Raw genomic sequence first — 22,401 nt, forward strand, 5'->3', positions numbered from 1 at the left:
GCCGGTCACCGGGACCGGGACGGTCCAGGCTTCCGGCCGTGCACATACCCCGGAATTCCCGGGTATGCACATGCTCCCGTCGCTGATTTCGGCTCAAGCCTAACGCGGACCGGCAAGGTCACACAGGCATGCACGAAAACGTGAACGAAGCGTGAACCAATCGTCACGTGTTGTGATCATTTGTTCGGCAGGAATACGGGTTACGTATGCGCACCATATCCCGGGGCAGCGGAAATCATGTGCAAATGCAATAGCAACTGACAGCGCATCGGGACGAGGTTACGAAACGACAACATCCGGCATTAGGGGGTATTCAGCCGCGCGCCTCGGCGTTGCGCTCCCGCGCCCACGCGACCGTCGCGGCGAGACCGTCCCGCAACCCGACCTTCGGCTCCCAGCCGAGCGCCTCGCGCGTGCGTCGCGGATCGATGGACATCGCGGGGAGGTCGCCGAGCCGGGGCGGCGCGAACTCCGGGTCGTCGGGGGCGCCGGCCGCCTCGGCGACCAGCGTGTGCAGGTCACGGTCGGTGGTCTGCACACCGGTGCCGACGTTGAGGCGGCGCCCGCCGCCCCCGCCCTCGGCGGCGCGGGCGAACGCGTCCACCACGTCCAGCACGTACACGTAGTCGCGGGTCTGGGTGCCGTCGCCGTAGACGCGGGTGGGACGGCCGGACAGCAGCGCGTCGGTGAAGATCGAGATGACGCCCGCCTCACCGTCGGGCGTCTGTCTCGGCCCGTACACGTTCGCCAGCGTCAGCGTCGTGTGGTCGATGCCGTGCAGGGTCGTGTACATCCCCGCGTAGATCTCGCCGGACACCTTCGACGCCGCGTACGGCGAAGCGGGCCGCAGCTCGGCGTCCGGCGGGACGGGCAGCGCGTCCGGCACCCCGTACACCGCGCAACTGGAGGTGAACACGACCTTGCGCGCGCCCGCCGCCCGCGCCGCCTCCAGGACGTTCGCCGTCCCGACCACGTTGGTCCGCGCGTCATGAAGCGGGTCGGCGACGCTGGCCCGCACGCTGACCTGCGCCGCCAGATGGCAGATCACCTCGGGCCGCCGCGCCGCCGCCTTCTCGACGAGGGTCGGGTCGGTGACGTCCGTCTCCCACAGCTCCACGCCGGGGCGCACGTTCCGGCCGGACGACAGATCGTCCACGCCGATGACCTCGTGGCCGTCGGCGACGAGCCGGTCGACGAGATGGGACCCGATGAAACCGGCGGCGCCGGTGACGAGTGCGAGCACCCGCGAAACGATACCGGGGCGCTCAGCCGCCCGCGGACCCGGTCTTCTCGGCGCCTCCGGACGCCTTGATCTCGCCGCAGATCTCCTCGATGCGGCCGAGCACCTTGGCGCGCAGGTCGGTGGGCGCCGACTCGCAGCCGCAGGACTTGTTCACCAGTTTCTTGACGGCCTCTTCGAGCCCGTACTCGCGCAGGCACGGCCCGCACTCGTCCAGGTGCTGGCGCACCTCGCCGCAGCCGCCCTGGTCGAGCTCGCCGTCAAGATAGGTGTAGACCCGTGCCAGGACCTCGTCGCACGGGGTCTCATGGTGGTTGCCACAGCTCATGGCTCACTCACCCTTCTCGCACACCGCGCCATGGCAGGGCACGATGTCCGGCGTCACAGTGTCCGGCTTCACGGTGTCCGGCATCGCGACCACGCTCGTCGAAACCACGCTCGTCGAAACCACGCTCGTCGAAACCGCGCTCATCGGGACCCCCCGCTCGCCCGCGTGAGGCCCCTCTCTTCAGCGTAGTCCTCCAGCATGACGCGCAGCTGCCGTCTTCCGCGATGCAGTCGCGACATCACCGTGCCGATGGGCGTGCCCATGATCTCGGCGATCTCCTTGTAGGCGAAGCCCTCGACGTCGGCGAGGTAGACGGCGATGCGGAACTCCTCGGGCAGTTCCTGCAGCGCCCGCTTGACGTCCGTGTCGGGCAGGTGCTCCAGTGCCTCCGACTCGGCGGACTTCAGCCCGCTGGAGGTGTGCGACTCCGCGCGGGCGATCTGCCAGTCCTCGATGTCCTCGGTGGCGGCCTGCTGCGGCTGTCGCTGCTTCTTGCGGTAGGAGTTGATGAACGTGTTGGTCAGGATTCGGTAGAGCCACGCCTTGAGGTTGGTGCCTTCCTTGAACTGGTGGAAGGACGCGAACGCCTTGGCGAAGGTCTCCTGGACGAGATCCTCGGCGTCCGCGGGGTTGCGCGTCATGCGCAGCGCGGCCGAATACAGCTGGTCCAAGAACGGGAGCACGTCGCGCTGGAACCGTTCCTGACGCTGCTCCACGGTTTCCGTGGTGCCCGGTACCTGACCCACCTCCTCGGCTGTGGCGCCCTTGGCCCCGACTAGGCCCGTGGCGTCGTATCCCACAGACGATATCGGTCCGCGCGGCATGCCGAGGCGGGCGGGTGCCCGCGCGGCGTCGCGCGCCGTCCGCTGCTGATCGGCAACGGCTGTGGTCATCGGTGTGCACCTCCGCTGTACTCCCTGTGCGTCGGTGCAACACCGCTACATCGCCGCCGATTCCCCGTCAGGGAGTGACGAAAAGAACAGGCGTCCGCGCCCTCGTCGTGTACGGAGGGTGCTGATCACCGCGGAACGGGGAAGGACGAGACGTATACGGCGAGAACAGGAGCAAACGGTGCATCCGGTGCTTCCGGCGCAACCTTCCGAGCCCACCATCGCCAGTCTGCGTGACACCGACGGGGACTCCCTGGCGCGCTACTGGAGGTTCTACTGGGCGGTCGCGGCCGCCCAGCTGGCCCGCTGGCTCCCGCGCGGCCCGTCCCGCGTGCTGGACGTCTCGGGCGGGCGCTGTGCCGCCCAGGCCGCCGCGGCCGGACACACCGTCCTCGAGGTGCGCGATCCGGGCGAGACATCGGAACCCGGACGGCCCGCGCAGGGCACCGCGATCCCGATCATCGGCGACACCGGCACGCTCGGCTTCCTCGCCGACGGCACCATGGACGCCGTCATCGCCGAGAACCGCGTGCTGTCCCGGCACCTGGCCACGGAGACGACGATCGCCGAGATCGCCCGCGTCCTGCGTCCCGGCGGCCGTGTCCTGCTCTGCGTCGACTCCCTCACCCTCGGCATGGCGCTGCTCGCCGAACGGAACTACTGGGCGCACCTGTCCGACCTGCCGAGCGCGGAGGTCTGCCTCGTCCCCTGGCCGGACGGGACGATCACGCGTTCCTTCTCCGCCCACCAGCTCCGCGAACTCCTCGCCGACGCGGGCCTAGAGGTCGAGTGGATCAGGCCCCGCACGGTGCTGTCCCCCTCGACCGTCGAGCATGTCCTCGCCCAGCGGCCCCGCGCCCTCGGGAGACTCGTCCGCACCGAACTCAACGCCCCGGCCTCGGACGAGTCCCTCGGCATGGGCCTGCTCGCGAGCGCCGTCCGCCGCGCGTCACCGTGAGTCGCGGGTCACCGTGAGTCGCGGGTCACCGTGAGTCGCGGGTCACCGTGAGTCGCGGGTCACCGTGAGTCGCGGGTCACCGTGAGTTGCGGGTCACCGTGAGTTGCGCGTCGCCCGGTCGTGTTTGGACTGGCAGGTGATGCAGCGGGCGGCGTCCGGACGGACCTCCAGGCGTCCCTCGGGGACGGCCTTGCCGCAGCCCAGGCACCGGCCGTAGACACCGGCGTCGATCCTCTCCAGGGCGGCGGCGACGCCGCGCCGGTGCCGGTCCAGGGACTCCAGGGCGGCCTCCACCCGATCGTGGTCGGTGAGACCGGCCCCGGCGTCCGCGGCCGAATTGTCGCGTTCTGAACTTTCGCCGCTGAGAATGGCGATGGAGCGGTCCAGGTCCTGGAGCATGGCCTCCAGGCGGGAGCGGGCTACGGCGGTGTCCACGATGCTGCGAACTCCTCCCGGTGGGGGGCTCCGGGCAATGCGGTTCAGAACAAACCGTCGGAATGGTTGCCAGAACTATCCCCAGAAGCCGCCGGTTCTATGAGTTCCGGTCCGTTGTTTTTCACGCTGTTGACGGCCTTCGACACAGGGTAGGCGTCCATTGTTCCGGCCATGGCGGGCACGAGCAGTCCGTGCACCTCCTCGGTGTCGGTGAGCGCCGGGTCGAGCCAGGCGTCCCAACGGTCCCGTTCGACGATCATCGGCATGCGGTCGTGGATGCGGCCGAGGTCGTCTGGGGCGTTGGTCGTGATGACGGTGCACGTCCAGACCCACTCGTCCTCGGGCGACTTCCACAGCTCGTAGAGACCGGCCATCGCCATGATCGCGCCGTCGTTGGGGCGGATGAAGAACGGCTGCTTCTGCGGCTTCTTCGCCTTCTTCTCGCCGTCGGCCGGATCCTGCTGGAGGGTGTACCACTCGAAGTAGCCGTCGGCGGGCAGCAAGCAGCGCCGCCGGGCGAACGCGCGGCGGTACGACGGCTTCTCGTGCACGGTCTCGACCCGCGCGTTGATCATGCGGGAGCCGATGGACAGGTCCTTGGCCCAGGACGGGACGAGGCCCCAGCGGACCGTGCGGAGCTGCCGGACGGCGGGCTCCTCCTCCGGCGCGTCCTTCGGGCGCCGGTCGAGCACGACCGGGACCTGTTTGGTCGGAGCGACGTTGTAGTCGGGCTGGATGTCCCCGTCGACGGCGTCGAGCTGCACCTGGAACTCGTCCAGCAGCTCCTGACGCGCGCGGGTGGTGGCATAACGTCCGCACATGGCCCCCATCCTGCCGCGCTTGAGGCGCGGCCCGCTGGGCATGTAGCGGGTCATGCGACCCTTCACCACTCTCGCCCGCCCGTTCGTGGCGGCCCCGTACATCATGAACGGCCTGGACGCGCTCCGGGATCCGCGCGAGCGCGCCGAGCGGGTCGGCCCGACGGTCAAGCCGGTCGCGGACCGGATCGACTGGCTGCCGAAGGACCCGGAGTCCCTCGTCCGCCTCCAGGGCGCCCTCAGCCTCGGCACCGGCGCGCTGCTGTTGACCGGTAGGTTCCGGCGGCTCACGACCATGCTGATGGCGGCGCAGCTGGTGCCGGTCCTGGCGACCGAGCACCGCTACTGGACGGAGGACGACCCCGAGCGCCGCGCCGGCGAACGGTCCCATCTGCTGAAGAACGCCGGGCTGTTCGGCGCGCTGCTGATGGTCGCGTCCGAGCCGCGCCGCCCGCCGCGCCTGGCGGAGGTGCGGCGGCAGGCGCGGGAGGCGCAGATCAAGAGCGGCGCGGAGGCGAAGGCGATGCGCCGGGAGGCGGCCCTCGCGCTGCGGGACGCGCGCCGCGAGGCGGCCCGGCAGGTGCGCACGGCACGCGCCGAGACCGGCCGCAAGGCCGCGAAGGCCGGGGCCAAGACCGGTAAGGCCGGCATCAAGGCCGGCAAGGCCGCCAAGGTCGGTAAGACGGCCAAGGCCGGTAAGACGGCGACCGCGGGAGTGGTGAAGAACGCCGGGCGCGCGTTCCGCCCGGGGCGGACGTCCAAGCCCGGTCGCGTGGCCGCCCAGGCGGGCAGGGTCAAACAGGCCGTGAAGCGCTGAGGTTTCCGAAGGGAACCTTAAAGGAGGCTCAAATCCGTTGAACCCCGGGGCGGCTCGGTTCCGTACTGCCAGATGACCGGCTCGTAGACGAGGACGGAGACGCCCCGGCCATGGCAGTTCCCGGATCGACCGGTCGGCAGACCGGCGGGCTACGGAGCCTGCTCCGCCGCCCCGGCACGCGCGGTGACGACCGTGAGGTGGACGGTGTCGCCGACCGTGCCGCCCCCAGTGCCGCCGACAGCGACGAGGACATCGCCGCTGGGTTGTACCGCGAGTACCATCGCCCGCTTCTCGCGTTCGTCCTCCGGCTGACCGGCGGTGACCGTCCGTGGGCCGAGGACGTGGTGCAGGAGACCATGATCCGGGCGTGGCGGAGCGCGGACCGGCTGGACGACCGCACGTCCTCGCTGATGCCGTGGCTGGCGACCGTCTCCCGGCGTATCGTGATCGACAACCGGCGGCAGCGGGAGGTCAGGCCGCCGGAGGTCGGCGACGCCCCCCTGGAGAACCTGCCAATGGCGGACGAACTGGACGGCCTGCTGCGCAAGGTCGTCGTGACGGAGGCGCTGGAGTCGCTGTCCCCGGCGCACCGGCAGGCGCTCACCGAGACGGTGCTGCGGGATCGGACGGTCAACCAGGCCGCCGAGTACCTCGGCATCCCGGTGGGGACGGTCAAGTCCCGGGTCTACTACGCGCTGCGCGCGTTGCGCGTCGCCCTGGAGGAGAGGGGGGTGACCTCGTGAGCTCCCAGGTCGAGCACACCGATGTCGGCGCCTACGCGCTGGGACTTCTGGAGGACGGGGACCGCCGGGCCTTCGAGGCGCATCTGCGCGGGTGCGCGCCCTGCCGGGCCGAGCTGAACGAGATGTCGGGAACGGCCGGGATCCTCGCGTCCCTCGGGGAGGCGGCCGCGGCGGCGCCGTCCCCGCCTCCGGCGCCGGTGGTCGACATGATGCGGCGCAAGCGGAGCGCGGACCGGCGTTCGTCACGCCGCGCCGTCCTCGCGACCGGCGCCGCCGCCGCGGCCGTCGCGCTCGCCGCGGGCATCGGTGTCGGAACGATCCTCGGTGACGACGACACGACACCGACGCCGACGCCGCCGGTGGAGCAGGCGTTGCCCGGCGACAGGTTCCGGGCGACCGACCCGCGGACCGGCGCGTCCGGCACGGTCGGCCTGGTCGACAAGGGATGGGGAACGCAGGTCAGCCTGGAACTGCGCGGCATCAAGGGCCCGCTGCGGTGCCACCTGGAGGCCGTGTCCCGGGACGGCGAACGCAGCGTCGTCGCCGGATGGCGCGTCCCGGACAAGGGGTACGGCGTCCCCGAGCAGCCGAAGCCGCTCGTCATGCGGGGCGGAACGGGCCTGACCCGCCAGGAGATCACCCGCTTCGAGGTCCGCCTCGACACCGGCGGCACCCTGCTGAGCATCCCCCTCTGACCGCCACCGCTGACCGCCCCGCCGAACGTTTCCCGCCGGGAGCGGACCGGCGGATACCCTTGGATCATGCCCTCTCCGCACTGGTCCGCCCCCGTCGCGCATGCCCCGGTGGACGCCGTGGTGCCGCTGCCCGGGTCGAAGTCGATGACGAACCGGGCGCTGGTGCTCGCCGCGCTCGCGGACGCGCCGTCCCGCATCGTGCGACCGCTGCGCAGCCGCGACACCGACCTGATGGCGGGCGCCCTGCGCGCGCTCGGCGTGGACGTCGCCGACGACGACGCCGACTGGCTGGTCCGTCCGGGCGGCCTGACCGGTCCCGCGCGGGTCGACGTGGGTCTCGCCGGGACGGTGATGCGGTTCCTGCCGCCCGTCGCGGCGCTGGCGTCCGGTGACGTGGCCGTGGACGGCGACCCGCGCGCCAGGGAACGTCCGATGGGCCCGATCATCACGGCGCTGCGGGCGCTCGGCGCCGTGATCGACGACGGCGGTCGGGGCGCGCTCCCGTTCACCGTCCGCGGAACGGGCACCGTCAACGGCGGCGAGGTCACGATCGACGCGTCCGGGTCGTCGCAGCTGGTGTCGGGGCTGCTGCTGGCCGCGCCGCGCTTCGAGAAGGGCGCGCAGGTCAGGCATGCGGGCCCGCCGGTGCCGTCGGCGCCGCACCTGGCGATGACGGTCCGGATGCTGCGGGACGCGGGCGCGACCGTCGAGACGGAGCCGGACCTGTGGCGGGTCGCGCCGGGCCCACTCCGGGGCGGCGAATGGAAGATCGAACCGGACCTGTCGAACGCGGCGCAGTTCCTCGGCGCGGCGCTCGTCACCGGCGGCCGGGTCACCGTGCCCGGCTGGCCGGCGGAGACGACGCAGCCGGGCGACGCGCTGCGCGGCCTGCTCACCGGGATGGGCGCGCGGGTGTCCCTCGGCCCGGACGGTCTCACGGTCCGCGGCGGCGACGGCTTCCGCGGGCTGGACGCCGACCTGCGCGAGGTCGGTGAGCTGACCCCGGTGCTCGCGGCGCTCGCCGCGCTCGCCGACTCGCCGTCCCGGCTGACCGGCATCGCGCACCTGCGCGGCCACGAGACCGACCGGCTCGCGGCGCTCGTCACCGAGATCAACGGGCTGGGCGGCGATGTCAGGGAACTGCCGGACGGGCTGGACATCCGGCCGCGCCCGCTGCGCGGCGGCGTGTTCCACACCTACGACGACCACCGGATGGTGATGGCGGCGGCCGTGCTGGGCCTGGCCGTTCCCGGCGTCGAGGTGGAGAATCCGGGCACCGTGGGCAAGACTCTTCCGGATTTCACCGAGTTGTGGGCGTCGATGCTCGCGCCCGCCTGAGAGCAGGGACAGGACCACTGGCACGACGAACAGGGGACTACGACGAGGACGATGTCCGGGTGCGGCCGGGGCGGCGCGGGTCGCGGCCACGCACCCGCCGCCGTCCCGCGCATGAGGACGCCTCGCCCGGTTTCGTGATCGCGGTGGACCGGGGCCGGTACCGTTGCGTCGTCGACCGGGGCACCGACGACGAACGCGGCGTCACCGCGATGCGGGCCCGCGAACTCGGCCGCAAGGGCGTGGTCGTCGGCGACCGGGTGGCGCTGGTCGGGGACGTGTCCGGCGCGCCCGACACCCTCGCCCGCATCGTCCGCGTCGAGCCGCGGACGTCGTCGCTGCGCCGCACCGCCGACGACACCGACCCGTTCGAACGGATCGTCGTCGCGAACGCCGACCAGCTCGTGATCGTCACGGCGCTCGCCGATCCCGAACCCCGCCCCCGCATGATCGACCGGCAGCTCGTCGCCGCGTACGACGCGGGGATGGACCCGCTGCTGTGCCTCACCAAGGCCGACCTCGCGGGCCCCGACGATCTGATCGCCGAGTACGCGCCGCTCGGCGTCCCGTACGCCGTGACGCGCCGCGACGGCGACCCGGACGAGCTGCGCCGCCATCTGACCGGCCGGACGAGCGTCCTCGTCGGCCATTCGGGCGTCGGCAAGTCGACGCTGGTGAACGCGCTCGTCCCGGACGCCGAACGGGCCGTCAGCCATGTCAACGCGGTCACCGGCCGGGGCCGGCACACCTCGTCCTCGGCGATCGCGCTGGAGCTGCCCGACGACGACGGCTGGATCATCGACACGCCGGGCGTGCGGAGCTTCGGGCTCGCGCACGTCGAACCCGAGCATGTCGTCGACGCGTTCGAGGACCTCGCGGCGGGCGCGGCGGAACGCTGTCCGCCGCACTGCGACCACCTACAGGACAGTTGCGGGCTGGACGGCTGGGTCGAGGACGGGCACGCCAGCCGGGCCCGCCTCGACTCGCTGCGGCGCCTGCTCGCCAGCCGCGAGGGAGAGCCCGAATAGCGGGCGACTCGCCCGGCTCGCGTCGGTATCGTCGCTGCCATGGTCCAGTTGATCGCAGCGCGCTACGAGCTGGTGGAGGTGCTCGGACGCGGCGGGATGGGCCGCGTGTGGCTGGCCCGCGACCGCACGCTCGGCCGCGAGGTGGCCGTCAAGGAGGTGGCGCTGCCACCGGGCCTGGACGAGGCGCAGGTGGAACGGACGTACGCGCGGACGTTCCGGGAGGCGAGATCGGCGGCGCGACTGGATCACCCCGGCATCGTGACCGTCCACGACGTCGTCGAGGAGGACGGCCGCCCCTGGATCGTGATGCGGCTCGTCCGCGCCGAGAGCCTCGACAAGCTGATCGCGTGTGAGGGGCCGCTGCCGCCGCAGCGGGTCGCGGCGATCGGCGCCGACCTGCTGGACGCGCTGCGCGCCGCGCATACCGCCGGGGTCGTGCACCGGGACGTCAAGCCCGGCAACGTGCTGCTGCCCCCGGACCGGGCGGTGCTCACCGACTTCGGCATCGCGACCGTCGCCGGGGACGAGACCCTCACCCAGGCGGGCGCCATCGTCGGGTCGCCCGCCTACCTGGCGCCCGAGCAGGCCCGCTACCAGAAGGCCACGCCCGCGTCCGACCTGTGGTCTCTCGGCGCGACCCTGTACGCCGCCGTGGAGGGCCGTCCCCCGTACAAACGGCCGGACGTGTGGGGGGTGATGGCCGCCGTCCTGTCGGACGACCCCGATCCGCTCCAGCTCGCCGGGCCTCTCGCCCCCGTCCTGTACGGCCTGCTCCACAAGGACCCGGACCGGCGGATGAGCCCCGACGAGGCGGGGCGGCTGCTCCGCCAGATCGCCCAGGGACCCGCCGCACCCCTTGCACCGCCGCCGCGGTTCGCGCCGCCGCACAACCTGACGCTTCCGCCGCCACCGGCCGCGCCGACGGTCCCCGGGACCGTGCCGCCGCATCCGCCGCGCCCGCCGAGACGCGTGCCATGGCCGCTGATCGTCCCGGCCGGGGTCTTCGCCGCCGCGCTGGTCATCGCCATCGCCTCCATCGTGATCTTCACCGCCGACGGCGACGACGACCCGGGGACGTCGGCGTCGGGCAGGCCGCCGGCGTCCGGCCAGGCGTCCACGTCGCCGCGACAGATCGCTCCCCGGCCCGCCGGGTACCGCCTACATCGCGGTTCGGCCTTCGTCGCGGCGGTTCCGCAGGGCTGGCAGGCCGAGGTCTCGGGTGACGACCTGACGCTCAAGGACCCGACCGAGGGAGTGGTGCGGGGCCTGGCGATCCAGCGTCTGGTGTCCACGGCCTTCCCCGATCCGGGAAACGGCCTGGCCTCCGCGCTCGGCAAGATGAAGGCGGACACGACCCAGTACCCGAAGTTCAAGGAGGAGAGTTTCGACCGGAAGATCCCCTACCAGGGGGACATGGCCGCCGAGGCCCAGTTCACCTTCGTCCGGAACGACATTCCCGGCCGGGCCCGTGTCCGGGTGTTCCGTTTCGACGGCGCCATCTATCAGATCATCCTCATGGCGAGCCAGAAGGACTGGAACGGAGCGGTCCCGGTCTACAAGACGTTCCTCGACACGCTGCGCGGCACCGCCTGACGGCCATGGGCGGTTCCGGCGACTGGAACGCTCCGGAACGCGGCCTGGACGGCACGCTGATCCGTCCGTCGGACGCCTTGTACGTCGAGGCGCGCCGCCTCCACATCCCGCGCCACGACCGCATCACTCCGGCGGCCATCGCCTACTGCGCGACACCCGAGGACGTCTCCGAATGCCTCAGGTTCGCGACGCTGACACGAACGCCGGTCGCGGTGGGCAGCGGCGGCCACGGTTACGCGGGCTGGTCGACCGGCCCGGGACTCGTCGTCGACGTGTCCCCGATGGACGCGGTGCGACGCGACGGCGACCACGCGACCGTGGGCGCGGGAACCCGTCTGATCGACCTGTACGCCGGCCTGGCCCGCGAGGGCATGAGCGTCCCGGCGGGCAGTTGCCCGACCGTGGGCGTGGCGGGCCTGACGCTCGGCGGCGGCCTCGGCGTGACGTGCCGCGCGTACGGGCTGACCTGCGACGCCCTGGAGTCGGCACGAATCGTCACCGCGACCGGCCGGGTCCTGACCTGCGACGCCGAGCGCCACCCCGACCTGTTCTGGGCGTGCCGCGGCGGCGGGGGCGGCAACTTCGGTGTCGCGGTGTCGTTCACGTTCCGCGTCCACAAGGCAGGCGATGCCACGCCGTTCACCATGCGCTGGCCCTGGTCGGACGCCCCCGCCGTGATCCGCGCCTGGCAACGCTGGGCACCGAACGCGCCCTCCGAGGTATGGACGAGCCTGCACCTCGACACCGCACCGGACCGCGCGACCCCGAGCATCGAGGTCATCGCTGTCGCACTGGCCGACGCGACCGACCACATGAACGCGCTGACGGCAGCGACCGGCGCCGACCCGGAATCGGTTACCGCCGAGACACTCCCCCACCTGGAAGCCATGAAGTCCATGGCCGGATGCGCGGGCCTGACCATCGACCAGTGCCACACACAAGGCACGCTGCCAGGCCAACGCCCCACGGGCACGTCCCCGAGAACCGACTACGCCGGGAAATCCCACATCGCCTACAACCCGCTACCTGAGGCCGCCATCACCTCACTACTGGACCGCTTCCAGCAGGGCAACGACGTCCGGAACCGTTCCGTCCTCATGGACGCGATGGGCGGCGCGATCGCCCGCGTGGGACCGGGCGACACCGCCTTCCCACATCGCAAGGCCCTGTTCTGCGTCCAATACCTGGCCTCGGAGGCCCCATGGCTCCGCGCCACCCACACAACAATGGAGCCCTACATGGGCGGGTCCGCCTACGTGAACTACGTCGACCCGGACCTGAAGAACTGGCCGCACGCCTACTACGGCCACAACCTGGACCGCCTCAGACGAACAAAAGCCAACTACGACCCGGCCAGACTGTTCGACTTCCCGCAGGCGCTCTGACCCCGCCTAGCTGTTGGAAGGTTCCTCGAACAGGCTCCGCGCCCGCGCCTCGGCGTCGTTGAGGGCCTTGATGTGGTCGGGCGCGAGTTCCTCCACGCACCGGGTCATCTCCTCGGTGACGCGGCTGAACGCGCTCTCCTCCGCGCCGCGCAGTGCCGCCCGGACGCTCGCCGACCGGGCGCCGAGCGCCGCCCATTCCAGTTCGAGGCGCGCGACGGCCTCGTCGAAGGCGCGGGCCGTCTCGGCGCCGGCCTCCTTCAGCTCCTCCGGGACCGGTCCACGTCCCGCCTTGCGGGCGTGGCCCGACAGCGTCGAGATCCGTCCGGCGAGAGCGAGCCCCTCCCGGGCCAGGGGGAGCACGTCGTGGATCAGGTCGGTGACGGCCCGCGCGAGGTCCTCCACACGGGTGAGCAGGGTCTGTGTCGCCTCCTCCAGCGCCGTCGAGGTGCGTTCGGCGACCCGTTCGGCGACGTCCCGCTGCCGCTGCGACAGCACCGGCACGATGTCACGGTCCAGCCTGCGTCGCAGTTCCCGCTCCCGGTCGTCGCGCCCGGCGGGCCCGGCCCGTCCGGCCCAGTCCGCGACGACCCGGTCGATGCGCTGCTCTCCCGACGCGGCGATCTCCGAGGTGATCTCGTCGAGGGCCTCGCCCACCCGGGCCTTCAGCCGCTCCACGCGCCCGTAGAGGGCCTCGCGCTTGAACGGGTCGTTGAGCTCGTTGAGCTGGGTCTGCAGCCGCCGGGACACGTCGATGGCGTGTTCGGCGAGCGGGACGAGGCGGTCGGCGAGCTCGTCGAGCGTCTCCGCCCGGCGCGGGTCGGTCAGCTCGGCCACCCAAGCGGGAAGATCGTGCGCCATGCGCCCATGCTGCCATTCCCGGACGCGATCATCGGGCCGGAACGCCGCGCCGCGCCGTAGGCGGCCGACCGAAAAGCCGGAACGGCCGGGTAAGTGTGTCTGGATCGGCGGTGCTCAGGGTAGCGTTGCTCGCCGTGGCGGGCTATTCCGATGACCTGCGTCTCGCTCATGTGCTGGCGGACGGGGCCGACGACATCACGACCAGGCGTTTCCGTGCGCTCGATCTCGACATCGAGACCAAGCCGGACCTGACGCCGGTCAGCGACGCCGACCGCAGCGTCGAGGAGCAGATCCGCGGCACGTTGAAGCGGGCCCGTCCCCGCGACGCGGTGTACGGCGAGGAGTTCGGCAAGACCGGCTTCGGAAACCGGTGCTGGATCATCGACCCGATCGACGGGACGAAGAACTTCGTGCGGGGCGTGCCGGTGTGGGCGACGCTGATCGCGCTGATGGAGAACGACGAGATCGTCGTCGGGGTCGTGTCGGCGCCCGCGCTGAACCGCCGCTGGTGGGCGGCGCGCGGCGGCGGCGCCTGGACGGGCCGTAGCCTCACCCGCGCCACCCGGATGACCGTGTCGGCGGTGTCGGAGCTGACGGACGCGTCCCTGTCGTTCTCCAGCCTGAGCGGCTGGGAGGAGCAGGGCCGTCTCGACCGGTTCCTCGACCTGACCCGCGAGGTGTGGCGGACGAGGGCGTTCGGCGACTTCTGGTCGCACATGATGGTCGCCGAGGGCGCCGTCGACATCTCCGCCGAGCCGGAGGTGTCGCTGTGGGATCTCGCCGCGCTCCAGGTCATCGTGGAGGAGGCCGGGGGAATGTTCACGGACCTGTCCGGCAAGCCCGGCGTGGAGGGCGGCAGTGTCGTGTGCACGAACGGCAAACTGCACGCCGAGGTCCTGCGCACGCTCGGCGGAGGCCAGCTCTCGCTGCGCATCTGACCGGGGCCCGGACGGGTCGCGGTGGTGGCCAACGCCCAGACTCGCGACATATCGTGGAACAGCGGTCGCGGGGCGGCCGTTGTACTAGGTGGCGGCCCGTCTACGGAGGTACCAGATGTCGGCCCAGACAAAGTTCGTGATCGGCGGCGTCGTCGTCGGCTTCCTGACCCTGTTCATCTTTCCCTGGTGGCTGACCGCGCTGATCATCCTCGGTGTCCTCGGCACACCGCTCGTCGGATACCTGATGCTCGACCCGTCCCAGCGCAGACGCGTACGCGCGCAGGGGCGCAAGCGCCTCGGCAGCTGACCCGGGGAGTTCGCGCGTACCCCGCCGAACTAGGGTGCGGGTGTGGCGAACGTACAGGTCGGCGTGGTCGGCGCGGGCATCGTCGGGCTGGCGATCGCGCGCCGGCTGGCGCGGACGCGCCCGGACGTGACGGTCACGGTCCTGGAGAAGGAGGACCGTGTCGCGGTCCATCAGACCGGGCGTAACAGCGGGGTCGCGCACGCGGGTCTCTACTACGCTCCGGGTTCGTTGAAGGCGACGCTGTGCAGGCGCGGAATCGTCAAGCTCAGGGAATATTGCCATGACCGTAACCTGCCCTACGTGGAGTGCGGCAAGATCGTCGTGGCGCGGAACGCGGCGGAGCTGGCCGCGCTGGACGAGATCGAGCGCCGCGCCACCGCGAACGGGGTCCCCGGGCTGCGGCGGCTGACGCCGGGCGGTCTGCGCGAGATCGAACCGCACGCGTCCGGGATCGCCGCCCTGCACTCCCCCACCACCGCGATCACCGACTTCGGCGCGGTGGCCCAGTCCTTCGCCGACGACATCGTGGCGGCAGGCGGCGAACTGAGGTTCGGCTTCGAACTCAGGCGACTCGACCGGACCGGAGACCGGGTCACGGCCGTCTCCCCCCACGACCGCGTGACGTTCGACCGGCTGGTGATTTGCGCGGGCCTGCACTCCGACCGGGTGGCAAGGCTGGCGGGCGACACGGCGGCACCGGCGATCGTCCCGTTCCGGGGCGAGTATCTACGCCTGCTCCCCTCTCGGACGGACCTGGTCCGCGGCCTGATCTATCCCGTCCCCGACCCGCGCTACCCGTTCCTCGGGGTGCATTTCACGCGCCGGGTGGACGGCGGCGTGGACATCGGCCCGAACGCCGTCCTCGCCCTGGCCAGGGAGGGCTACCGGTGGCGTGACGTGCGTCCGGCGGACGTGTGGGAGACGGTCCGCTGGCCGGGTTTCCGCAGGCTGGCCCGCGCGCACTGGCGGACGGGCGCACGGGAACTGTACGGCTCGGCGGTGCGGCGGGCGTTCATCAAGGAGGCGCGGAGCTTCGTCCCGGAACTGGAGGCGAGCGACGTCGTCCGGGCACCCGCAGGCGTCCGCGCCCAGGCCGTCGACCGAGACGGCTCCCTCGTCGACGACTTCCGCGTCAACCAGCTCGGCCCGATCGTCACCCTCCGGAACGCCCCCTCTCCAGCGGCGACGTCGTCCCTGGCCATCGCGGAACACATCACCGCGACGCTCTAGGCTCCAGCGCTTCGAGGCGGACGGGCAGCCCGTCCTTCGGCGACGGCAGGGACGTGGTGTCGAGGGGCATCTCGTACCCCGCGGGCACGCTCCAGCGGTGGCGCCGCAGCATCTCATGCATGATCGTCTTCACCTGCATGCCGGCGAAGTGGATGCCGATACAGGTGTGCGCGCCACCACCGAACGGCGACCACGCGTACCGGTGGATCTTGTCCTCGCGGCGTTCCGGGGAGAAGCGCTCCGGATCGAAGGTGTCCGGGTCGGGCCACCAGTCGGCCATGCGATGGTTACTGAGCATCGGCACCACCACAGTAGTACCGGCAGGGATGTAAAACCCCAGCACAGCGGTGTCCTTGACGACCTTTCGCGGCAGCGCCGGAACGGGCGCGACCAACCGCATGGACTCCTTCATCACCGCATCCAGACCGTCGAGAGCGCCCAGATCCTCGAACGCGAGCGCAGCGGGCCCAAGCGCCAGCGACTCGTCCCGAAGCCTCTCCTGCCATTCGGGATATCGAGCAAGGTGGTACGCCATCGATGTCAGCGTGATGGTGGTCGTGTCATGTGCCGCCATCAACGCGAAGATCATGTGGTTGACGACATCCTCGTCGGTGAACCGTTGCCCCTCATCGGACTCCGCCGAGCACAGCGCCGCGAACAGGTCGTTCCCGCCGTCCCGCCGCTTGGCGGGCAGGTGCCGACGAAAGAACTCCTCCAGCGCCCGCCGGGCCCGAAGCCCGCGATGCCAACGCAGCCCGGGAACGGGAAAACGCACATAAGCCGTTCCAGCCCGCACGGCGTCAATAAAGGCACCATTGACCCGCCGACGCTCGACGTCCCCCAACTCGACGCCCATGAGCACGTCCACGGCAAGGTCAAGAGTGAGCTGCTTGACATGGTCATAGACCCGAAACCCCGAACCAGCCCTCCAAGCCCCCACCCCCTCACTCACACCGGGCGCCATCGCGTCCAGATAAGCGCGAAGCCGGGGACGGGTGAACGCCTGCCGCATGATGCGCCGGTGGTGCAGGTGCTCCTCGAAGTCGAGAAGCATGAGCCCCCGCCGGAAGAACGGCCCGATGAAGTAACTCCACGCGGGTCCACTCGCGAACGCGTCGTCCCGGTCGACGAGAACGACTTCGGCGGCTTCCGGCCCGTGGACGGTGACCATCCGCTGCCCGAGCAACCATCCCCAGCCGACCGGCCCGAGTTCCGCATATCGTTTGCGTGCCATCCCCACCGGATCGCGCATGACAGCGACAGTGCTGCCGATCAGGGGGATGCCGCCCCCACCGGGAACCGCTTTGAGGCCGCTGCCCGCCGGTGGCGGCGCGAGATCGCCCATCAGCGTCCGCCCAGCAGCCGCCGCCGCGCCGTAACGGTCAACGGCCGGTACGCGCCCGCCTTGTCCCGGTAGTACGTGACCGCCTCCCCAGGGACAGGAACACCTTCGTCCCGCAACGGCGCCGTCCACAGCCGCCGCCCGGCCGTGACGGGCACCTCGTCCACCACCCGGACGATCGAGGGCCGCAACCCCGGTTCGACCCGCAGCAGCGCCTCCGAAAGATCCACCGCCTTCAACCCGACGGCATCCCGAAGGCTCACAGCCGCCCCGACCACTTCCGACTCCCCCACCGGAATTCCATAAACGGCCACGGTATCGACGTAGGGCAGGTCGCCGAGCGCGTCCAGGATCGGCCCAGGCGGAACAAGCCCATCGACCGTCCGAATGAGTTCACTCTCCCGCCCGACCAACCAGAAGTCACCATCGCCGTCCCTGCGGAACAGATCTCCAGTAATCGCCCACGCGTCTTCGGCCTCGAACACACCTCGCAAGCACCGCACCTCCGCCCCAGGGCGCACCCGCGCGAGTAGCATCCCGATCTCGCCGGCCCCACATTCGACGGCGAACCCGTCCGTCCCCTCACACAGCCGCCCGTTCTCCAGGTCATACCGGGCGAGCCGCACCTCCGCACCCCCAGGCAGCGGCCGCCCCAACGCCCCGGGTTTCCTCCCGGTCAGGTTGACCAGGATGGCCTCCCCCTCCGTCGAGGCGTAGAACTCCAGAACCCGGGCCGGGGCGAACCGTTCCTCAACTCGCCGCCACAGCCCGCGCGGCATTCCAGACCCGATGAACAGCCGAATGGCGTGGTGCCGTTCCGCCGGATCGATCGGCGCGTCCACCAGGTCACTCAGCAACGTCCACGTATAGGACGCGACGGTGACGCCATAACGGCGCGCCTCGTCCCAGAACGTCTCCGGGTCATAGCCACTGGCGAGCGCGAGCCGCGCACCTCCCGCGACGGCACCGCCGAGACTCATCAACAACGCGGACGGATGCTGAAGCGGCGTGCTGCTGTACACGGTGTCGGACGAGGTCAGCGCCGCGGACGACGCCGTCCCGAACGCCGACAGCGCCCACCGCCGATTGGTGATCCGACTCGCCCGCAGCCGCTCCCCGTCCCCCCGAAAAACCACGAACGCGACATCCCCACCCCGCCCCGGATTCGCCACATACCACCCAGGCAGGTGCACACCCTCAGGGTCAATGGCCTCCATATCGACCAACACCCCGCGCTCACCCCGCCCAGGCGCACCAAGCAGATACGCCTCGACCCCCTCGATCTTCGCGGCGAGATCCGCATGCTCCGGATCAGCGATCACCCTGTTCACACCACCCAGCCGCACCTCGGCGGCCGGGTCGCCATCGGACCGCAACAGCACGGCGACGGCCCCGAGACGGCTGATCGCGGCGACGAGCGCGAGCGCGGTGGGCCGGGTTCCCATCAGCACGCCGACCGCGTCGCCGCGCCGCACCCCGATGTGGATCAGCCCGCGCACCACGGCGTCGACGCGTCCCCTGACGGCGCCGTGCGTGTAGGGCCGCCCCTTGTACAGGAAGAACACCTCGTCGGGCATCCGCCGGGCCTGTTCGTCCAGCAGCAGCCCCAGGGACATGCGGGTGTCGGTGTGGATGCGTTCCAGTCGCGTCAGCCGTGGCAGGTTCCGCGCGGCCTCACCGGTGAGCTGCCGTGTGCCGTGCACCACCCGCGACGCCGTCCGGTACGCCGATCGCGCGGCGCCGCCGCCGACGCCCAGGGCGAGGTGGAGCCCGTATCCGGTGGGACGGCCCGCGGGTTCGGCCTCCTCGTCCCCGGAGACGGGCGCGACGATGTCGGGCAGCCCGCCGTCGCCCGCGCGCCACCGCGCCCAGGCGGCCACGGCGGGCCAGGTCCGCGCGACCGCGTGCCCGCCGACGACGAGCCCGAAGTGCCCGGCGTGCAGGGACGCCTCGTACACCTGGGCGCGGGGCGCGGCCCGCCGGATCCCGCGGACGGTCGGCGGCGGCGCGATCTCGTCGACCTCCCCGACGAACGTCAGCACGGGGCAGGTGATGTCGGCGAGCGTCACGATCCGGTCTCCGATGACGAACCCACCGGTGAGCATGCGGTTGTGCTGGACGAACTGGCGGACGAACTCGGCGAGCGCCGGTCCCGGCCACGAGACCCAGCCTTCCCGTTCCAGGAACCTCCGTTGCCGTTCCCTGGACGCGAGCCGTTCCCGATCGTGCAGCTGCATGAGGAACTCGACCCGTGACCGCACCGACTTCACCGGGCTCAACACCTGGAACCCGAGCCGGGTCACCCACCCGGGGACGGCGAATCCGCCGAGCGCCCAGTCGGGGAGCCGTTCGACCCCTTCGGACGCGAGCCAGCGCGGCAGCCCGAACGGAAGCCCGACACTCGTATCCGTAGGGCTCCCGAACGTCACCACAGATGCGATGCCGTCGCTGCGCCGGTACGCCGCGGCCTGGTAGACGAACATGCCGCCCTGCGAGTACCCGGCGAGATGCACATCGCGCCCCGTCAACCCACGAATGCGCTCCACGGCGTCCGACACCGCCAGAACATGATCGCTGACGGTCCGTTCGAGCCCACCCGGTTCACGTTCGGGCGCCCCGAAGTCGACGATCCATGGATCGATCCCGTTCTCCCGCAGCACCCGCACCGCGCTGATCCGCGACGCGATGTCGTACACCTCCGCGGTGATCATCAACGGCGGCACGAGCAGCACAACGGGTCCCTCACCCCCCGGAAAGTAGTGCCGCAACCGGTAGACCCGCTGCTCGGCCACGACCTCGAAGGACGAGGCGTCCTCCTCGATGTCGAACCCCCCGAACCGTGCGATCTCCAGGGCGTTCTGGGCGGTGGAGCCCACACGGGCACCCAGACGGAGCACCGTGGCGGCAATTTCCGGCATCGAGGACATCACCGCCATGGTGTCCTGCTGTCCCCGACCTAATCAAACCTCAGGGCACCACCCGCGCCCCGTCCATCTTCCCGGCCCGCAGCCGTTCCCACATGTACCGGCGCCGCGGTTTGCCGCTGGACGTCCGCTGGATCAACCCACTCCCCACCACGACCGTGATTTCGACATCGCCACCCAGCCTGCGACGCAACATCTCACGAACACCACCAACCCAGGCCTCGTCCCGAGTCTCGGCGAACAACGCGAGCCCCTTCTGCCCAGCCCCGGGCACCCCCACCACCACGATCCGCCCTTTCCCGAGCCCACTGGCCTCGGCGATCTTCGCCTCGAGATCCTCCACATAGACGGACCGCCCCCGAACCTTGATGCTGTCGCCCATCCTCCCGAGAACGAACAACTGCCCCCGATGGAAGAACCCGGCATCCCCCGTGAAAACCGTCCCACCAACAAACCGCGTCGACTTCCCCTCAGCCCCCGCGTAGTACCCAGGACAGGCGGAAGCGCCCCCCACCACGATCTCCCCGAGCGTCCCCTCCCCCAACTCAACCCCGTCATCGTCCACGATCGTCACCGGCACACCCGCCTCGGGCGTCCCGCACCCGACGACCCACCCCGCCTTGGCACCAAGCGATTCGGGCCCGAGCGGGTGCTCCTCCAGGATCCGAACGCTCTGCCCGAACGCCAGCGACTCCGGATCGGGCCGCACCGTCAACGGGTCACGCCGCTCCTGGTCCATGGTCACCAGCAGCGTGGTCTCCGCCATCCCGTACGCGGGTTTGAACGCCGTGCGGGAGAACCCGAACGGTTCCAAGAGCCGCGCGAACGATTCGAGGGCGTGCGGGTCGATGGGTTCGGCGCCGACGATCGCCGTCCGCCAACCGGACAGGTCGACACCCTCCAACTGCTCGGCCTTGACGCGCCGCGCGCAGTACGCGTACGCGAACGGCGGCGCGGCCGTATGCGCGGCCTCCGAAAAACACCGAATCCACCGCGCCGGATCCCGAATGAATTGATCCGGCCGCATGAGCCGCAACGTCGCCTGCCGCGCGATCGGCGTCAGGAAACACCCGATCAACCCCATGTCGTGGTAGAGCGGCAGCCAGGACGCGACCGAGTCATCATCCGTGAACCCCGCGGCACGCCCGATCAGCTCGCTGTTGGCCTCCAGGTTGCCCCAGGTGACCATGACCCCACGAGGCGCTCCGCTGGACCCGGACGTGAACTGCAGAAGCGCCAGCTCGCCGACCGGCTGCACCTCGGCCTCCTCCGCGGCCTGCCGCGGCTGCCACGGCTCACCGCTCAGCCCCGCCGCGTTCATGGCCTGTGCGGCGTACTCGCTCAGTTCCTTGGACGCGACGACAAGCACGGGCGCGGCCTGCCGCAGAATGGCCGCGACGTGCGCCACGTAATCGTCACCGTCCTGAAACAGCGGCGGCGTGATCAGACAAACGGTCGCCCCCGCCGCCCACACCCCGAAGTAGGCCTCGATACAGGTGAAGTCCGTGGAGAGGATGAGACACACAACGTCCCCGGGCCGAACCCCCTCCTCAATGAGCGCCCCCGCGGTCCGCCGCGCGGCGGTGGCCAGTTCCCCATACTCGCGGAACTCCCACCCGCCATCGTCAGTGGCGAGGTGCACACCCCGTCCCGCGGTCGGTTCGTCCAGCCAGCCGCGCAGCCCAGATGCCATCGTGTCTCTCCTCGCCCACTCGGGAAACTCGCCGGTAACTTCACCAGCACGCGCGAACCCCGTCAATCACCCCGACCAGCAAAGACACCGGCGACCCGTTTGGAGACGTCCCACAACCCAGGACCGCACTACAGACGCCGAGCCAGGGCCCGCCCACCCACGACCCTCCACCCAAGCAACGCGGCCCCCAAGAACAGGGTCGCCACAACCACGAACGCAACCGCAGTCCCCTGCCCCGAAAGCACCCGCAACACCATCCCCAAGCCCACGGTCGTCCCCCACACACCAACCCCCGAGGGCAGGATCACCTCCGGCCGCCGCCAAACCCGCCAAGCACCCCACCCGACTCCCAGCCCCACAAGAAACGGCCAGAGAGCAGACAAAAACCCCACAAGGTCACCCGCATCATCATGCGTGGCCCGCCCAACCCCCACGAAGACGAGCACACAGACGACATCAAGCACAACCCCCACAACAACCCGCACACAAAAACCTTAACCACCCCACCCACCAACCCCCGAAGGGGGTCGAGGGGCAAAGCCCCAAGGGCCAAGCGAAGACCCGGGCCGCCCCCACCATCAGCCCCCACCTGCACCGGCAGGGGGGACAGGGGCGGAGCCCCGGGGGCGGGCGGGTGGGGGACGGCGGAGGCACCGGGGGGCACGGGGGGTCGCCCCCCCGAAAAAAGCGAAGGATCCCCACGGAAGGCGCAAAGCGCCGACCGTGGGGACCCCAGATCCGTAGCGGGGGCAGGATTTGAACCTGCGACCTCTGGGTTATGAGCCCAGCGAGCTACCGAACTGCTCCACCCCGCGGTGATGGGTTAACTGTATGGGGCGGGGGG

At 70.9% G+C, this 22,401-nt stretch carries 22 protein-coding genes and 1 tRNA gene; 11 read left to right on the forward strand and 12 right to left on the reverse strand.

Annotated elements, in window-relative coordinates:
- Positions 1–313: 313 nt before the first annotated feature.
- The 4 genes from BZB76_RS22440 to BZB76_RS22450 are packed head-to-tail and all read right to left on the reverse strand — an operon-like array spanning position 314 to position 2,314.
- Positions 314–1,243 (reverse strand): NAD-dependent epimerase/dehydratase family protein, encoded by a 930-nt coding sequence (locus BZB76_RS22440; RefSeq protein ID WP_121436400.1) that lies wholly within the window; start codon positions 1,241–1,243, stop codon positions 314–316.
- Between the two features lie 22 nt (positions 1,244–1,265).
- Positions 1,266–1,568: a mycothiol system anti-sigma-R factor gene (gene rsrA, locus BZB76_RS22445; protein ID WP_117400309.1), complete on the reverse strand. Its 303-nt coding sequence runs from the start codon at positions 1,566–1,568 to the stop codon at positions 1,266–1,268.
- 3 nt (positions 1,569–1,571) lie between these two features.
- The gene (locus BZB76_RS34890) at positions 1,572–1,712 is read right to left on the reverse strand and encodes a hypothetical protein (protein WP_170180708.1); all 141 of its coding nucleotides are present in this window, start codon (positions 1,710–1,712) and stop codon (positions 1,572–1,574) included.
- A complete protein-coding gene (locus BZB76_RS22450) occupies positions 1,709–2,314 on the reverse strand; it encodes a sigma-70 family RNA polymerase sigma factor (protein WP_117400471.1) in 606 nt (201 codons plus the stop codon). The genes BZB76_RS34890 and BZB76_RS22450 overlap by 4 nt, the downstream gene beginning before the upstream one ends.
- 325 nt (positions 2,315–2,639) lie before the next feature.
- On the opposite strand from BZB76_RS22450, the gene BZB76_RS22455 reads away from it, so the two are divergent.
- Positions 2,640–3,416 carry a methyltransferase domain-containing protein gene (locus BZB76_RS22455; protein ID WP_121436401.1) on the forward strand — a complete coding sequence of 259 codons (777 nt, stop codon included), beginning with the start codon at positions 2,640–2,642 and terminating at the stop codon, positions 3,414–3,416.
- Positions 3,417–3,509: 93 nt separating this feature from the next.
- On the opposite strand, the gene BZB76_RS22460 is transcribed toward BZB76_RS22455, so the two are convergent.
- Both BZB76_RS22460 and BZB76_RS22465 read right to left on the reverse strand, forming a co-directional pair.
- Entirely contained in the window at positions 3,510–3,851 is a 342-nt protein-coding gene (locus BZB76_RS22460) for a TraR/DksA family transcriptional regulator (protein ID WP_211343136.1), read from the reverse strand.
- A gap of 44 nt (positions 3,852–3,895) precedes the next feature.
- Positions 3,896–4,726 (reverse strand): SOS response-associated peptidase, encoded by an 831-nt coding sequence (locus BZB76_RS22465; RefSeq protein ID WP_337959765.1) that lies wholly within the window; start codon positions 4,724–4,726, stop codon positions 3,896–3,898.
- Between BZB76_RS22465 and BZB76_RS22470 the strand changes: the two genes are divergently transcribed.
- From BZB76_RS22470 to BZB76_RS22500, 7 genes are all read left to right on the forward strand, one after another.
- Positions 4,725–5,486, forward strand: coding sequence for a DoxX family protein (locus tag BZB76_RS22470; RefSeq protein WP_121436402.1), 762 nt, complete (start codon positions 4,725–4,727; stop codon positions 5,484–5,486). The genes BZB76_RS22465 and BZB76_RS22470 overlap by 2 nt on opposite strands.
- 110 nt (positions 5,487–5,596) lie before the next feature.
- Complete coding sequence (locus BZB76_RS22475) at positions 5,597–6,229, forward strand: sigma-70 family RNA polymerase sigma factor (RefSeq protein ID WP_121436403.1); 633 nt, start codon at positions 5,597–5,599, stop codon at positions 6,227–6,229.
- Positions 6,226–6,924 carry an anti-sigma factor family protein gene (locus BZB76_RS22480; RefSeq protein WP_121436404.1) on the forward strand — a complete coding sequence of 233 codons (699 nt, stop codon included), beginning with the start codon at positions 6,226–6,228 and terminating at the stop codon, positions 6,922–6,924. Before BZB76_RS22475 ends, BZB76_RS22480 begins: the two co-directional genes overlap by 4 nt.
- Before the next feature lie 66 nt (positions 6,925–6,990).
- Complete coding sequence (gene aroA, locus BZB76_RS22485) at positions 6,991–8,262, forward strand: 3-phosphoshikimate 1-carboxyvinyltransferase (protein WP_121436405.1); 1,272 nt, start codon at positions 6,991–6,993, stop codon at positions 8,260–8,262.
- Positions 8,263–8,321: 59 nt separating this feature from the next.
- Positions 8,322–9,287 (forward strand): ribosome small subunit-dependent GTPase A, encoded by a 966-nt coding sequence (gene rsgA / locus BZB76_RS22490; RefSeq protein WP_211343137.1) that lies wholly within the window; start codon positions 8,322–8,324, stop codon positions 9,285–9,287.
- A gap of 39 nt (positions 9,288–9,326) precedes the next feature.
- Entirely contained in the window at positions 9,327–10,880 is a 1,554-nt protein-coding gene (locus BZB76_RS22495; RefSeq protein WP_121436406.1) for a serine/threonine-protein kinase, read from the forward strand.
- 5 nt (positions 10,881–10,885) lie between these two features.
- Positions 10,886–12,265 carry an FAD-binding oxidoreductase gene (locus tag BZB76_RS22500; RefSeq protein ID WP_121436407.1) on the forward strand — a complete coding sequence of 460 codons (1,380 nt, stop codon included), beginning with the start codon at positions 10,886–10,888 and terminating at the stop codon, positions 12,263–12,265.
- 6 nt (positions 12,266–12,271) lie between these two features.
- On the opposite strand, the gene BZB76_RS22505 is transcribed toward BZB76_RS22500, so the two are convergent.
- Positions 12,272–13,123 (reverse strand): hypothetical protein, encoded by an 852-nt coding sequence (locus BZB76_RS22505; protein ID WP_147449498.1) that lies wholly within the window; start codon positions 13,121–13,123, stop codon positions 12,272–12,274.
- Between the two features lie 134 nt (positions 13,124–13,257).
- On the opposite strand from BZB76_RS22505, the gene hisN reads away from it, so the two are divergent.
- From hisN to lhgO, 3 genes are all read left to right on the forward strand, one after another.
- On the forward strand, positions 13,258–14,061 hold the full coding sequence (hisN, locus tag BZB76_RS22510) for a histidinol-phosphatase (RefSeq protein WP_121436863.1): 804 nt from the start codon (positions 13,258–13,260) through the stop codon (positions 14,059–14,061).
- 115 nt (positions 14,062–14,176) lie between these two features.
- Positions 14,177–14,368, forward strand: coding sequence for a hypothetical protein (locus tag BZB76_RS22515; protein ID WP_121436409.1), 192 nt, complete (start codon positions 14,177–14,179; stop codon positions 14,366–14,368).
- 42 nt (positions 14,369–14,410) lie between these two features.
- Positions 14,411–15,598: an L-2-hydroxyglutarate oxidase gene (gene lhgO / locus BZB76_RS22520; RefSeq protein ID WP_121436410.1), complete on the forward strand. Its 1,188-nt coding sequence runs from the start codon at positions 14,411–14,413 to the stop codon at positions 15,596–15,598.
- On the opposite strand, the gene BZB76_RS22525 is transcribed toward lhgO, so the two are convergent.
- The 5 genes from BZB76_RS22525 to BZB76_RS22545 all read right to left on the reverse strand — a co-directional run bounded on the left by BZB76_RS22525 (position 15,582) and on the right by BZB76_RS22545 (position 22,372).
- Complete coding sequence (locus tag BZB76_RS22525) at positions 15,582–16,943, reverse strand: cytochrome P450 (protein ID WP_121436411.1); 1,362 nt, start codon at positions 16,941–16,943, stop codon at positions 15,582–15,584. The genes lhgO and BZB76_RS22525 overlap by 17 nt on opposite strands.
- Positions 16,943–19,867: an AMP-binding protein gene (locus BZB76_RS22530; protein ID WP_246007119.1), complete on the reverse strand. Its 2,925-nt coding sequence runs from the start codon at positions 19,865–19,867 to the stop codon at positions 16,943–16,945. The genes BZB76_RS22525 and BZB76_RS22530 overlap by 1 nt, the downstream gene beginning before the upstream one ends.
- 40 nt (positions 19,868–19,907) lie before the next feature.
- Positions 19,908–21,557, reverse strand: a complete 1,650-nt coding sequence (locus BZB76_RS22535; protein ID WP_121436412.1) for an AMP-binding protein — start codon at positions 21,555–21,557, stop codon at positions 19,908–19,910.
- Positions 21,558–21,685: 128 nt separating this feature from the next.
- Positions 21,686–22,042 carry a DUF3054 family protein gene (locus tag BZB76_RS22540; RefSeq protein WP_170180709.1) on the reverse strand — a complete coding sequence of 119 codons (357 nt, stop codon included), beginning with the start codon at positions 22,040–22,042 and terminating at the stop codon, positions 21,686–21,688.
- 256 nt (positions 22,043–22,298) lie between these two features.
- Positions 22,299–22,372: transfer RNA gene (locus BZB76_RS22545), tRNA-Met, on the reverse strand.
- Between the last annotated feature and the right edge of the window lie 29 nt (positions 22,373–22,401).

Source organism: Actinomadura pelletieri DSM 43383 (assembly GCF_003634705.1).
GTDB lineage: Bacteria > Actinomycetota > Actinomycetes > Streptosporangiales > Streptosporangiaceae > Spirillospora > Spirillospora pelletieri.

Excerpts from the sequence above, each read along its gene's own strand:
- rsrA (WP_117400309.1), bottom strand. The coding sequence starts at position 1,568 with ATGAGCTGTGGCAACCACCATGAGACCCCGTGCGACGAGGTCCTGGCA.
- BZB76_RS34890 (WP_170180708.1), bottom strand. The coding sequence starts at position 1,712 with ATGAGCGCGGTTTCGACGAGCGTGGTTTCGACGAGCGTGGTTTCGACG.
- BZB76_RS22470 (WP_121436402.1), top strand. The coding sequence starts at position 4,725 with ATGCGACCCTTCACCACTCTCGCCCGCCCGTTCGTGGCGGCCCCGTAC.
- BZB76_RS22465 (WP_337959765.1), bottom strand. The coding sequence starts at position 4,726 with ATGACCCGCTACATGCCCAGCGGGCCGCGCCTCAAGCGCGGCAGGATG.
- BZB76_RS22475 (WP_121436403.1), top strand. The coding sequence starts at position 5,597 with ATGGCAGTTCCCGGATCGACCGGTCGGCAGACCGGCGGGCTACGGAGC.
- aroA (WP_121436405.1), top strand. The coding sequence starts at position 6,991 with ATGCCCTCTCCGCACTGGTCCGCCCCCGTCGCGCATGCCCCGGTGGAC.
- BZB76_RS22495 (WP_121436406.1), top strand. The coding sequence starts at position 9,327 with ATGGTCCAGTTGATCGCAGCGCGCTACGAGCTGGTGGAGGTGCTCGGA.
- BZB76_RS22500 (WP_121436407.1), top strand. The coding sequence starts at position 10,886 with ATGGGCGGTTCCGGCGACTGGAACGCTCCGGAACGCGGCCTGGACGGC.
- BZB76_RS22505 (WP_147449498.1), bottom strand. The coding sequence starts at position 13,123 with ATGGCGCACGATCTTCCCGCTTGGGTGGCCGAGCTGACCGACCCGCGC.
- BZB76_RS22515 (WP_121436409.1), top strand. The coding sequence starts at position 14,177 with ATGTCGGCCCAGACAAAGTTCGTGATCGGCGGCGTCGTCGTCGGCTTC.
- BZB76_RS22525 (WP_121436411.1), bottom strand. The coding sequence starts at position 16,943 with ATGGGCGATCTCGCGCCGCCACCGGCGGGCAGCGGCCTCAAAGCGGTT.
- BZB76_RS22530 (WP_246007119.1), bottom strand. The coding sequence starts at position 19,867 with ATGTCCTCGATGCCGGAAATTGCCGCCACGGTGCTCCGTCTGGGTGCC.
- BZB76_RS22535 (WP_121436412.1), bottom strand. The coding sequence starts at position 21,557 with ATGGCATCTGGGCTGCGCGGCTGGCTGGACGAACCGACCGCGGGACGG.